The organism is Pseudomonas sp. GW822-FHT03F04, assembly GCF_058801405.1.
The window spans coordinates 426,344-439,202 of sequence record NZ_JBXANF010000001.1; the positions used below are offsets into that span (position 1 = coordinate 426,344).

The following is a 12,859-nucleotide window of genomic DNA, read 5'->3' on the forward strand; positions in this document are numbered from 1 at the left end:
CTCCCGAATTGGTGGACTTGCCCCAGGAAAACAAACCCGACTCAAGTCTAAGCGCAGTGCCTGGCTTTGTAACGCATCGTCGGCCCTACCTGCCCGACTGACGCCAGCTAACCGCTGCTGACGAAACTCCCCGCTCCGCCTGCCGCACTGCATTCGTCACAGCGACTGCATCAGTGCATGGGTCACTACCGACTAAGCAGAAAGCTTGCCATCTCGCCAAAATCCCCTGATTTCAATCCCTTGGCCGCTGCCGAAGATGCCATCACCGAAATGGCACACGGGATACGCACAACAACGGTGCGCAGCCGTTCGTCCTTTTGCGCGAAAAGCGTGCATCCCGGCCAACGCAAATGACTATAGACACTGCGTGATACACTGCCGGCCATTGTTTCCAGGACATATCCCATGCTCGCGCCCAAAGACTTCCTCGACGCCCTGAGCGGCACCGCCTCCCGCCTGTTCAGCGGCGACACGCCATTGCCAAAAGCCGAAATCGAAAGCCAGTTCAAGATGCTGCTGCAAAGTGCCTTCAGCAAACTGGACCTGGTGAGCCGGGAAGAGTTTGATAGTCAGATGGTGGTGCTGGCGCGGACTCGCGCTCGGCTTGAGAGCCTTGAGGCGAAGGTGGCTGAGCTGGAAGCGAAGCTGACGCCACCTTCAGAAACCGAATAAAAAGAACCCCACGTCATTCAACGTGGGGTTCTTTCTTTTGTAGCGATCAGGCACAGCGAGCAAGTCGCTCAACTTGATCTCTAATTGATGCCCCCCGTTCAATCTCGGCCTTGCGCAGATCGTAAGTCGATTGCAGGTTGAGCCAAAACTCAGGGGTGGTATCCAGGCATATGGAAAGCCGGAGCGCCATATCCGCGCTGACACCTCGGCGCTGCAGGACGATGTCATTCACCGTTGGCGTGGAGACACTCAAAGCTCTGGCCAATGCAGCAGCTGTCAGGTTCAGAGGCTCCAGGTATTCCTCCTTGAGGATCTCGCCTGGATGAACCGGGCGCATACCATTCTTAGTCATACTCACCTCAGTGATAATCGACGATTTCGACATCCTCGGGTCCATTGAGGCCCCAAACGAAGCAGATTCGCCATTGGGCGTTGATTCGAATGCTGTACTGCCCTTTTCGATCCCCCTCCAGAGCCTCGAGTCGATTACCCGGAGGAGATCGTAAATCAGCGAGTACAGCTGCCGCATCAAGCATCGTCAGCTTACGTTCCGCGACACTCAATATGGCTGACCAGAAACGGGTTTTACCGCTGCAGAACAGGTATTCGGTTTCAGAACACTTAAAGCTAACGATCACAATTTAAAGCTTAACGTTATGCATTAATCTTGAGTTTATTCGTGGAATCCTTGAAAGCAAATGGCCCATTGAGGTTTCACAATGGTCTCTCAATATTTTAGGAAACGGACTACTCAGCCCATCTAAGCCCCACAAAAAACTTCAGCATTTCCTACAGGAAAACCCGGCACATCTGCTTGCAATGCTGGAGAGGGCTTCCTCAGTTCTGCCCCGCAACATCCAGTGAAAGTTTGCCCAAGCAACCATCCCTCCAACACCGTCCTCCCCGACTACCCTTCAAAAACCCGCAGGAAGCGGCCCCCGATTCAACTCAAGGAATGACCATGTCCCTCGCCATCGTCCATAGCCGCGCCCAGATTGGCGTGGATGCTCCCGCCGTCACCGTCGAAGTCCACCTGGCCAATGGTCTGCCCTCGTTGACCATGGTTGGCCTGCCCGAAGCAGCAGTGAAGGAGAGCAAGGATCGGGTGCGCAGTGCGATCATCAATTCCGGGCTGCAGTTTCCGGCGCGGCGGATCACGCTGAATCTGGCCCCGGCGGATCTGCCCAAGGATGGCGGGCGGTTCGATCTGGCGATTGCGCTGGGGATTCTGTCGGCGAGTGTGCAAGTGCCGACGCTGACGCTGAATGACGTGGAATGCCTGGGTGAACTGGCGTTGTCCGGCGCGGTGCGGGCGGTGCGCGGGGTATTGCCGGCGGCACTGGCGGCGCGCAAGGCCGGGCGGACGCTGATGGTTCCGCGGGCGAATGCCGAGGAAGCATGCCTGGCATCAGGACTGAAGGTGATCGCGGTGGATCATCTGCTGGAGGCGGTGGCGCATTTCAATGGGCATACGCCGATCGAACCTTATGTTTCGGACGGGTTGATCCATGCCACCAGACCCTATCCCGACCTGAATGAAGTTCAGGGTCAACTGGCCGCCAAGCGGGCGCTGCTGATAGCGGCGGCGGGTGCGCATAACCTGCTGCTCAGCGGGCCACCGGGAACGGGCAAGACGTTGCTGGCCAGTCGATTGCCGGGGTTGCTTCCGCCTCTGGCCGAGAGTGAGGCGCTGGAAGTGGCAGCGATTCAGTCGGTCGCCAGTGGCGCCCCGCTCACCCATTGGCCGCAACGGCCCTTTCGCCAACCTCACCATTCGGCCTCCGGGCCGGCACTGGTCGGTGGCAGCTCAAAACCTCAGCCCGGCGAAATCACCCTCGCCCACCACGGCGTGCTGTTTCTCGACGAACTGCCGGAGTTTGATCGCAAGGTGCTGGAGGTTCTGCGCGAACCCCTGGAGTCCGGGCATATCGTCATCGCGCGCGCAAAGGATCGCGTGCGCTTCCCCGCACGTTTTCAACTGGTCGCGGCGATGAACCCGTGCCCCTGTGGATATCTTGGCGAGCCAACGGGGCGTTGCTCGTGCACCCCGGACATGGTGCAGCGTTATCGCAACAAACTGTCGGGGCCGTTGCTCGACCGGATCGACCTGCACCTGACCGTTGCACGGGAAGCCACTGCATTGAACCCGGCAATCAAACCCGGCGAGGACAGCGCCAGTGCAGCGATTCAGGTCGCCGAAGCCCGGGAGCGACAGCAAAAGCGTCAAGGCTGCGCCAATGCATTTCTGGATCTGCCGGGGTTGCGCAGACACTGCAAGTTATCCACAACCGATGAACACTGGTTGGAGTCTGCATGCGAACGGCTGACACTTTCACTGCGTTCGGCGCATCGGTTGCTCAAGGTTGCACGGACACTGGCCGATATAGAGAAGGTTGATGCCATCTCCCGCGAACATCTGGCCGAAGCGCTTCAGTATCGCCCAGCGACGCAATGACGGTATGGACAGGCTGTTTGCAAGTGGTCTGTGCCGGCTGAAAATAAAGTCCGCGCACGCTGATAGCCATTAGCCAAGATGTGATATAACGACGGCGCTCTTCATCAGGCACCAGAGCCTTTAGTTAAAAGCTCAAACTTTAAAGCAATATAAAATGGAGGCGGCACATCATGGAAAAGATCTCTTCAGCCCACCGGGCGCAATATACTTGATCAATTAAAATCGTCATGAGACGGCAGACTTAAAACAACTGCCGATGACAGATTTCAATGGCGAACGCGCCAAGACAATATCAATCAATTAATTGTCCACGCGCACCTAGCTGATCCAACTTTGTTTTGCCACGGCAAATTTTATAAGTACCAGTCAATAATGAAAAACGTCTATCTGATCAGCAATGTCACCCGTGGCGGCAAAACATACCTCGAATACCTGATCCCTGCGCTCAATGCCCTGCGCAACACCTACAACTGCATCGTCCTGCAAACAGACAAGACGGGGCTGAGCCGGCAAGAGGCAGAAGAGATCCTCGACTACCCGGTTCAGCAGGTAGGTGTAGAAGAGATTTCGAACCTGGAATCACAAATCGTCATTTCAAACGACGCCTGGGTTGGCCGCCTGCTCGACGATTCGAACTTTGGCATCTTCATGACCCACGGCAATATCGGAATGCCGACCAAGGACAAGTATTACTACGCCGAACTGACGTCCTATTGGGACGTGGTCATTGCTTCATCCCGATCAGGTTTTGACCTGATCAAAACCGGCCTGCAACGCTACAGACCCGACAGAAAAGCCCTGAAATCCCTGATTGCCGATGGCATTGCATTGCGCACCGACATGCGCAAGACAAGTCCGGTCGCGACGTTGCCAATCAAGGTCCCCCGATTCTTCGAGTCCGCTCCGGTGTCGAACAAGGCGTCGGGGGACTACGTTGTCGGGCTGTTGCCGACCCAATTGGGCATTTGCCCAAGTGGCGCATCGCTGTACGAAAACCTGCAAACCGTGATCAATGCCGTCAGGTCACAGATTGCACATGCCCGGTTCATCCTGCGTCCGTACATGGCCGACCTCGAGCATCCAACCCTGAAGGACCTGTGCAAACAGCTCTCTGTGTATGACTGGATCACCATAGACGAGCCAGGCACCAGCAGCACGGTTTTCTACCAGCAGTGCGACACCATCATTACCGATGCCTCGACCGGTGGTGTGTCGTTCATGCTCAACTCGTGCAAGTTGCCAATCTATTACGTTCCGACCTCCGATGAATGCAATCCGATTGTCGACGCCTGGCTGCAACAGATGAATAACCTGCTGCCCATTGCGAAAAACGGCGACGAACTAAAAGAGCTGGCACTGGGTTTCAGTCTGATGTCCCCCGACGACAATTACTTTATATACAAGAAGTTCTACGAAACGCAGTACCGCAACTTGCCGTTGCCGCAGGATGTGTTTCATGACTTGATCGAAAACAAGCATGATTCGATGTTCTGCCAGTTAACCATCGACTCCTTTGGCAATATCAAAGAACGTGACTGAACACAGATAAAGCGCGTTGAACCTGCCGCAAGGTTCAACGCCATTTACCCACACGGAACACTGGTCAGAATGCTATGAAATGTGACCCTCGCGCGCAGGTGATATGGATTACGGGCCTTTCCGGCGCCGGCAAATCAACGCTGGCCGGTGAGCTCGTTGCCCGTCTGCGCAGCGATGGCCAATCGGTTGTGATGCTCGATGGCGATGAATTGCGCGAGGTGTTCGGCGCCACCGCCGCCAACTCGCAGAACCATGGCCCTGAAGGTCGACTCGCGCTGGCCATGCAATACGCCCATCTCTGCAGAATGATCGCGGCGCAAGGCCACACCGTGGTGATCGCGACGATCTCGCTGTTTCGTGAAGTTCATGCGTGGAACCGCGCCCATCTGCCCGGTTATTTCGAGGTTTACCTGAAAGTACCGGTAGAGGAACTCAGCCGCCGGGATCCCAAGGGCATCTACCGTCGGTTTCATGCCGGTGAACTGAACAACGTTGCCGGACTTGACCTGCCCATTGATGAACCGCAAGCGGCGGACTGGCTGGTTGAATTCGACCCCCTGCGCTCCGGGCAAAGCCTGGCAGACGATTTACTCAATAAAATTTATACAAGGAATCTGGTATGAAAACCGAATGGGATTACACCACCCTGGCCGACGCCTATCTGAAGCGTCCTGACTACGCCGATGCCGCCATCGACGCGATGCTCTCGATCGCAGGTGCCGAACAGGGTGACAAGTTCTGCGACGTGGGTGCTGGCGTTGCCCACCTGACGCTGATGCTGGCCGCTCGTGGCCTGGACGTCACCGCTGTGGAGCCCAACGATGCGATGCGCGCCAACGGCATCAAGCGCACCGCCGAGCTGGCCAATGTCAAATGGCACGAAGGCACCGGCGAAGTGACCGGTCAAGCGACCCAGGCGTTCGACATGGTCACCTTCGGCAGCTCGTTCAACGTCTGCGACCGCCAGCAGGCCCTGAAAGAAACCGCGCGCATTCTCAAGCCTCGTGGCTGGTTCGCCTGCATGTGGAACCACCGCAATCTCGAAGACCCGATCCAGGCCCGGATCGAAGCCATCATCAAGGAGCGCGTACCGGGTTATGGCTACGGCACCCGTCGCGAAGACCAGACGGCCGTGATCGACGCCAGCGAACTGTTCGGCCCGGTCGTACACCTGGACGCCCGTGTCATTCACGAGCAGAGCATTGAAGAATGCCTGGAAGCCTGGCGCTCCCACGCCACGCTGGAGCGTCAGGCCGGTGCGAACTTCCACGAAGTGATCAGCGCCATCGACGACTACCTGAAAGGCCTGAAGACGCCTTCGATCCAGATTCCGTACTCGACGAACATTTGGGTCGCTCAGCTGAGATAACGCCTGATGGCCCTGCATTTCTCTACCAAGGCCGGCACGCTGTCCAGCCTGCAAGGACGACTCGCGTCGGCCCGCATTGCGCCGCTGCTGGCATTCACCGTGGCGGACTGGCAACGGGATCGGCAAGCCTGTGTCCAGGCTATCCGGGGGCGGCTGCCTGCCGCTCCCTGGATCGTGCGTTCCAGCTGCGGACGCGAAGACAGCGCCCAGGCGTCCTTCGCGGGCGCCTTCCTGTCGATCCCGGATGTCGATGACACAGGGCTGGCCTCGGCGGTTGAACAGGTCATCGCCAGTTATGGCGAGGTGTATCCGTCGGACGAGATCCTGGTCCAGCCCATGCTGGGGAATGTGCTGCGCTCCGGCGTGGCGTTTTCCCACGACCCCAACACCTGCGCGCCATATCGGGTGGTGAACTGGTCGGAAGGCAGCGACACGGCCTCGGTGACCGGTGGCATGGGCGGTCGGCTCTGGCAGCAGGCGGCCCACAGCAAGGTTTCAGCACCAGCGGCGCTCGCGCCTGTGGTCGGCTTGCTCGAAGAGTTGCTGGAGCTGTTCGGTGGCGGGCCTGTCGACTGCGAGTTTGCAGTCACCCGTGAAACCGAAGGCGAAGTGCTCTGGCTGTTACAGGCCCGGCCGTTGATTCTGCCTTCCCGTCCGGAATCCGATGCAGAGCAGTCGGCCCGCCTGGAAAGCATTCAGCGCAAAGTGGCGCGCGGCATGCGACCGCATCCTTTCCTGATCGGCCAGCGCACGGTCTATGGCGTGATGCCTGACTGGAACCCGGCCGAGATCATCGGTATCCGGCCCAAACCGTTGGCACTCTCGCTGTACCGGGACCTGGTGACCGACTCCATCTGGGCCTATCAGCGTCACAACTACGGCTACCGCAACTTGCGCAGCTTTCCGCTGATGCCGCATTTTTTCGGCCTGCCCTATATCGATGTGCGCTTGTCGTTCAACTCCTTCATTCCGGCAGACCTTGATGAAGATCTGGCCGGGCGGCTGGTCGACTACTACATCGATCGGTTGCTGGCTGAACCGACACTCCACGACAAGGTCGAGTTCGAGATCGTGTTCTCGTGCTACACCCTGGATCTGTCGCAACAACTGGAGCGCCTCGCCGATGCAGGCTTCCAGCCCCACGAGCTGGACGCGATCAGCACCAGCCTGCGCAAGCTGACCAATCGTATCGTCCACCCCAAGGACGGTCTGTGGCGCAGCGATGCCAACAAACTCGATGTGCTCAATGCCCGCCGCGATGAGTTGCTGGCTTCCGATGCCGATCCGCTGGAGCGCATTTACTGGCTGCTGGAAGATGCGAAACGCTACGGCACCCTGCCCTTCGCCGGTCTGGCGCGCGCCGGCTTCGTCGCCGTGCAGATGCTCAGGTCGCTGGTGTCCGTGGGCGTGTTTTCGCAGGCAGACTACGATGCGTTCATGGCCGGTGTTTCCACCGTCAGCGGGCAATTGGCACGCGACCGGGCGACGCTCGACAAGACGACTTTCCTGGCGCGTTACGGGCATCTGCGACCGGGCACCTACGACATCCTTTCACCCCGCTACGATGAAGCGCCGGAGCTTTATTTCGACTGGACTCAACGTCCAGCCGCTCCGGAACCGCTTCAACCGTTTTCGCTGACGCTGCCACAGATGCGCGAGATCGTGAAACTGCTCGAAGCCCATGGCTTGCAGCCCGATCCGGTCGGTTTGCTGGACTTCCTGCAAAACGGTATCGAACTGCGGGAACTGGCCAAGTTTCACTTCACCCGCAATCTCTCCGACGCGCTGGCGTTGATTGCGCAAGTCGGTGCCGAGCACGGCATCGGTCGCGAAGACCTGGCCTATTGCGATATCCGCGCCTTCACCGAACTGCACGTGGCGGCAGCGGATCCGAAAGAGGTGCTGCTGCGCAGCATCGAACAGGGCAAGGCGCGCTATGCCGAGACGCTCAAGGTCTCCCTGCCGCCGGTGATCACCCGACCGGAAGATGTCTGGAGTTTCGAGTGGCCGGAAACGGCGCCCAATTTCATCACCCAGAAACGCGTGACCGCGCCGGTTGTGCTGTGCGACGACCGGGACAAACTCGCCGGGGCGATCGTCTGCATTCCCAACGCCGATCCGGGGTTCGACTGGCTGTTCGCCTACCCGATTGCCGGATTGATCACAGCGTGGGGCGGTGCCAATTCGCACATGGCGATCAGGGCCGGCGAACTGGGCTTGCCGGCCGTCATTGGTGCGGGTGAAGTGCTTTACCGGCGCTGGTCGACCGCAGATTTCCTGCACCTGGATTGCCCGGGCCGCCGGGTGGAGATGATGACATGAAGGTTGTCGCCGTCAGTCAGCGAGTGGACAGTCATCCGGAACGCGGAGAAACCCGTGATGCGCTGGATCAGCGACTGATCGGTTTCCTTCTGGCAGCCGGTTTTGTCCCGGTGCCGGTGCCCAACGGTTTGCCGCTCGCTCACTGGCTGGCGGCTGTCGCGCCACACGCCATTGTGCTGTCGGGGGGCAATGACATCGGTCAGTGCCCGGCCCGCGACCGTACCGAAAGCGAGCTGCTGGATCACGCGCGCGCGCGTCAGTTGCCAGTGCTGGGCATTTGTCGCGGCATGCAGATGCTGGCGCACTGGTCCGGCGGCGAGCTGAAACCGGTCACCGGTCATGTGCGAACCCGGCATCGGTTGTCCGGCCGGATCGTCGCCGAAGTGAACAGCTATCACGGCCTCGCTCTTGCCAGTTGCCCGCAGGGGTTTGAAGTCATGGCGCGCAGCGAAGACGGGGAAATCGAAGCCATCCGCCACCTCCAGCTGCCGTGGGAAGGCTGGATGTGGCACCCGGAACGTGAAGCGGATTTTGCCTTCCACGATCTTCAGCGAATCCGGCAGTTGTTCGGCGAACCCCACTCCTCTCAATAACCCACGGGATAGACGTGTTGTGAAAGCCATTATTCTGGCTGCCGGACGTGGCAGTCGCATGAAAAGCCTCACGGATGAGCGGCCCAAGTGCCTGGTCGAGTTGCGGGGCAAACCCCTGCTCGAATGGCAGTTGGAGTCCCTGCGCGCGGCCGGTATCAGTGAAATCGCCGTGGTCACCGGCTATAAGCATGAGTTGCTGGCCGACCGTGGCCTGATCGAGTTTCACAACCCGCGCTGGGCGGACACCAACATGGTGTCGTCACTGGCCTGCGCCGAATCGTGGCTGCAGGGGCAGCCGTGCCTCGTGAGTTATTCCGATATTTTCTACAGCCCGGCGGCCGTTCAGTCGTTGATGGCCAACACGGCATCACTGGCGGTGACCTATGACCCCAACTGGCTGGAACTGTGGACGCAACGTTTCGGTGATCCGCTGCTGGATGCCGAAACGTTCCGCCTGACCAACGCCGGCACGCTGGCGGAAATCGGCAACAAGCCGCAATCGGTGGACGAAGTTCAGGGCCAATACATGGGACTGCTGCGCTTCACCCCCGAGGGCTGGGCAGAGGTCGTTCGGCTACGAGCCGAACTGACCCCGGAACAACGCGACAAGATGCACATGACCAACACCCTGCAACGCGTCATCGATGCTGGCCAGGTTCCCGTCGAAGCCGTTGCTTACACGGGAGAATGGGGAGAGGTCGACTCCAGCGAAGACCTCTGCGCGTACCAGTAAGCGGATACGCCCTCTCAGCGGAAGCGGTCGACCTCTTGGCGCAGGTCGGCCGCCAGGCTTTCCAGCTCCTTCGCCGTAATGGCCAGGTTCGACACCACTTCGCGCTGCTCGCTGTTGGCCATCGCGATGCTCTGCAGATTGCTGCTCAACAACGTCGCGGTGCTGCTCTGCTCCTGCGTCGCGGTGGTGATCGCCGCGAACTGCTGACCCGCCGAACGACTCTGCTCATCGATCCGCGCCAGCGCCGACGCGACGTTGGCATTGCGCGACAGGCCTTCCTGCATCAGCACGTTGCCCTGCTCCATGGTGCTGATGGCGTTGCCGGTTTCCTGCTGGATGCTGTGGATCATCCCGGAGATTTCGTCCGTTGCCTGACGGGTACGCGACGCCAGATTGCGCACCTCGTCAGCCACCACAGCAAAACCGCGACCCTGTTCACCGGCACGGGCCGCTTCAATCGCAGCGTTGAGTGCCAGCAGGTTGGTCTGTTCGGCAATCGAGGTGATCACGCTGACGATGCCGCCGATTTCCTGGGAGCGCTGACCGAGCGTGTTGATTACAGTCGCCGTGGTGTTCAGCGCGCCGGCAATCTGCTCCAGCGAGGACGACGCTTCTTCCATCGAGCTGCGACCGATCTGGGTCTGCTGGGCATTTTCCTGGGCCAGACGCTGGGTGTTGCCCATGTTGTCGGCAATGTTCAGCGAGGTGGCGGAGAACTCTTCAACCGCACCCGCCATGCTGGTGATCTCGCCGGACTGCTGCTCCATGCCTTCATACGCGCCGCCGGACAAACCGGACAGCGCCTGCGCACGGCTGTTGACCTCTTCCGAAGCGCGGCGGATGTGCTCGACCATGGTCGACAGCGCCTGGCTCATCTGGTTGAAGGCACGGGCCAACTGACCGATTTCATCGTTGCTCGACACGTTCAGCCGCACGCTCAGATCGCCGGCACCCAGGGCTTCCGCCTGACGCACCAGATCACCCAGCGGTTGCAGTTTGCTGCGCAGCAGCCACACCGCCGAACCGACCGCAATCAGCATCGCCAGCAGGCTGCCGATGGCCAACTGGATGCCAACGCTCCAGGTCACTTCGCGGATCTCGGATTTCGGCATGCTCGCCACCACCGACCACGGTCCACCCTCGAACGGTACGGCGATGCTGTAGAAGTCTTCGGATTTGTCGCTCCAGAACCGGCCCTTGCCCGGCGTCTTCGCCAGACCGTTGACCACCGGCACCGCTTGATCCGGCGCCTGCACGCCCGCTGGCGCAACCAGCCATTTATTCTGTTCGTCCAGCAGCGCCAGGGAGCCGCTCTGGCCGATGCGGAAACGCTTGAGGTTGTCGAACTGGGCGTTTTGCGCGTCGGTGTAATCGAAGCCGACGAACAATACCGCGATCACCTTGCCGCTGCTGTCACGCACCGGGGTGTACTGAGTCATGTAGGAGCGATCAAACAGCAGCGCACGGCCGACGTAGCCCTGCCCCGCCATCAACTTCGCATAAGCCGGGTGAGCGTGATCGAGCAAGGTGCCGATGGCGCGGGTGCCATCCTGTTTGGTCAGCGAGGTGCTGACCCGCACGAAGTCTTCGCCGCTGCGCACGAACAGCGTGGCAACGCCCGCCGTCATCTGCTTGAACTCGTCGACTTCCTTGAAGTTGTTGTTCAACACTTCGCTGCCCAGGTGCAGGCCCGGGGTCTGGGTGCCCGCCACACTGACCGGCTCGCTCGGGTGAATGCTCAGGCCCGCGCTGAAGCGCTTCTCGAACAACCCGCTCAGGCGCTGGGTGCTTTCACGCAGCGTGCCGTGGAAGGTGCTCAACTGGTCGGCGAGCAGACGTGCCTCGCTGGCCAGGTGTTCTTCACGGGTGGCGAGGTTGGCGGTGTCCAGCGAACGCAGGGCGAACACCGTACTGCCACTGATGACAACCGCCAGTATCACGGCGAGCGCGAGGCCCAGCTGCGAGGCGATCCGGGCGCGAGGTTGAGACATGGACAGCTCCTGGCCGAGTCTGCGGATCCTCCCTGATCGCGGCTCGGAAAATTCTAATAATGGGGGTGAAGCCTGGAACCGGCACGACGGTCCCACTTGCACGTATTCGGCGGTAAAGCCGAATACTTGAGTGCACAGCGGGGTTATGGCCGAAGGCCGGCATTGTGGCGGCTCGAACGTTTCAGCTCAAGCGCGTGACCGGCGGCAACACCATGGCGTGGACTTCGCCTTGCAGGAAGTCGCTGAGCCGGCGCAAACGTTCACCTCCCGGACGGGTCTTTGGCCACACCAGGTAATAATTCAGGCCACTGGCAACTGCCGTCGGCCACGGCAGACTCAAACGCCCTTGCGCGACATCCTCGGCCACCATCAGCAAATCACCCATCGACACGCCATAACCCCGGGCCGCCGCGATCATCCCCAGTTCCAGGGTATCGAACACCTGCCCGCCCTTGAGCGATACCTGATCCGACAGTCCCATGTGCTCCAGCCAACTGCGCCAGTCGCGGCGATCCGGCGTCGGGTGCAGCAATTCGGCGCTGGCCAGTCGCGCCACATCCCAGGGCTGGTCGTGCAAAAGACTCGGGGCGCCCACCGGAATCAGCTCTTCCGGAAACAGCAGGCTGGCCTCCCAGTCCGGCGGAAAATGCCCGTCGCTCAGCAGCACCGCGCAATCGAAAGGTTCGTTGTTGAAGTCCACCGAATCCACGTCCATCCAGGCACTGGTCAGTTGCACTTCATTGCCCGGCTGCAAATGGCGAAAGCGACTGAGCCGCGCCAGCAACCAGCGCATGGTCAGGGTCGACGGGGCCTTCATGCGCAGGATGTCATCTTCGGCGCGCAAGGTATTGCAGGCTCGCTCCAGCGCGGCGAACCCCTCGCGGATGCCCGGCAGCAGCAAGCGCGCCGATTCGGTCAGTTGCAAATTGCGTCCGCTGCGATGGAACAGCCGACAGGCGAAGTGCTCTTCGAGCGTGCGGATATGCCGGCTGACCGCACTCTGAGTGATCGACAGTTCTTCGGCAGCGCGGGTGAACGAACTGTGGCGTGCCGCCGCTTCGAATGCGCGCAGGGCATACAAGGGTGGAAGGCGACGGGACATGTACAGCGCTCCAATGGCGGGATTGCGCCAACTTAGCAGAATTGCTCCTGGATGAGTTTTAATCATGCCATCCATCCTTTTTA

The 12,859-nt window shown here is 60.0% G+C and carries 12 protein-coding genes; 8 read left to right on the top strand and 4 right to left on the bottom strand.

What is annotated here, in order from left to right; all coding sequences use genetic code 11:
- Nucleotides 1–405 precede the first annotated feature (405 nt).
- The gene (locus AC1RMX_RS02015; RefSeq protein WP_096817331.1) at nt 406–672 is read left to right on the top strand and encodes an accessory factor UbiK family protein; all 267 of its coding nucleotides are present in this window, start codon (nt 406–408) and stop codon (nt 670–672) included.
- A 46-nt stretch (nt 673–718) separates the two neighbouring features.
- Here the strand turns inward: AC1RMX_RS02015 and AC1RMX_RS02020 are convergent, their stop codons facing one another.
- Together AC1RMX_RS02020 and AC1RMX_RS02025 are read right to left on the bottom strand one after the other, a co-directional pair.
- Nucleotides 719–1,024: a HigA family addiction module antitoxin gene (locus tag AC1RMX_RS02020; protein WP_096817330.1), complete on the bottom strand. Its 306-nt coding sequence runs from the start codon at nt 1,022–1,024 to the stop codon at nt 719–721.
- A gap of 7 nt (nt 1,025–1,031) precedes the next feature.
- On the bottom strand, nt 1,032–1,310 hold the full coding sequence (locus tag AC1RMX_RS02025; RefSeq protein ID WP_096817328.1) for a type II toxin-antitoxin system RelE/ParE family toxin: 279 nt from the start codon (nt 1,308–1,310) through the stop codon (nt 1,032–1,034).
- Between the two features lie 323 nt (nt 1,311–1,633).
- Here AC1RMX_RS02025 and AC1RMX_RS02030 point away from each other — a divergent pair, with 323 nt between their 5' ends.
- From AC1RMX_RS02030 to AC1RMX_RS02060, 7 genes are all read left to right on the top strand, one after another.
- Nucleotides 1,634–3,127, top strand: coding sequence for a YifB family Mg chelatase-like AAA ATPase (locus tag AC1RMX_RS02030; protein ID WP_493070230.1), 1,494 nt, complete (start codon nt 1,634–1,636; stop codon nt 3,125–3,127).
- Nucleotides 3,128–3,499: 372 nt separating this feature from the next.
- Nucleotides 3,500–4,666, top strand: a complete 1,167-nt coding sequence (locus AC1RMX_RS02035) for a hypothetical protein (protein ID WP_096817325.1) — start codon at nt 3,500–3,502, stop codon at nt 4,664–4,666.
- Between the two features lie 74 nt (nt 4,667–4,740).
- The gene (locus AC1RMX_RS02040) at nt 4,741–5,289 is read left to right on the top strand and encodes an adenylyl-sulfate kinase (protein ID WP_493070232.1); all 549 of its coding nucleotides are present in this window, start codon (nt 4,741–4,743) and stop codon (nt 5,287–5,289) included.
- The gene (locus tag AC1RMX_RS02045) at nt 5,286–6,035 is read left to right on the top strand and encodes a class I SAM-dependent methyltransferase (RefSeq protein WP_096817321.1); all 750 of its coding nucleotides are present in this window, start codon (nt 5,286–5,288) and stop codon (nt 6,033–6,035) included. Before AC1RMX_RS02040 ends, AC1RMX_RS02045 begins: the two co-directional genes overlap by 4 nt.
- A 6-nt stretch (nt 6,036–6,041) precedes the next feature.
- Nucleotides 6,042–8,357 carry a PEP-utilizing enzyme gene (locus tag AC1RMX_RS02050; RefSeq protein WP_102620721.1) on the top strand — a complete coding sequence of 772 codons (2,316 nt, stop codon included), beginning with the start codon at nt 6,042–6,044 and terminating at the stop codon, nt 8,355–8,357.
- Entirely contained in the window at nt 8,354–8,950 is a 597-nt protein-coding gene (locus AC1RMX_RS02055) for a gamma-glutamyl-gamma-aminobutyrate hydrolase family protein (RefSeq protein ID WP_493070235.1), read from the top strand. Before AC1RMX_RS02050 ends, AC1RMX_RS02055 begins: the two co-directional genes overlap by 4 nt.
- A 19-nt stretch (nt 8,951–8,969) precedes the next feature.
- Nucleotides 8,970–9,683 carry a phosphocholine cytidylyltransferase family protein gene (locus tag AC1RMX_RS02060; RefSeq protein ID WP_493070237.1) on the top strand — a complete coding sequence of 238 codons (714 nt, stop codon included), beginning with the start codon at nt 8,970–8,972 and terminating at the stop codon, nt 9,681–9,683.
- 14 nt (nt 9,684–9,697) lie between these two features.
- On the opposite strand, the gene AC1RMX_RS02065 is transcribed toward AC1RMX_RS02060, so the two are convergent.
- On the bottom strand, nt 9,698–11,674 hold the full coding sequence (locus AC1RMX_RS02065; RefSeq protein ID WP_102620718.1) for a methyl-accepting chemotaxis protein: 1,977 nt from the start codon (nt 11,672–11,674) through the stop codon (nt 9,698–9,700).
- A gap of 181 nt (nt 11,675–11,855) precedes the next feature.
- On the bottom strand, nt 11,856–12,776 hold the full coding sequence (locus AC1RMX_RS02070) for a LysR substrate-binding domain-containing protein (protein ID WP_273538012.1): 921 nt from the start codon (nt 12,774–12,776) through the stop codon (nt 11,856–11,858).
- Nucleotides 12,777–12,859: the final 83 nt, after the last annotated feature.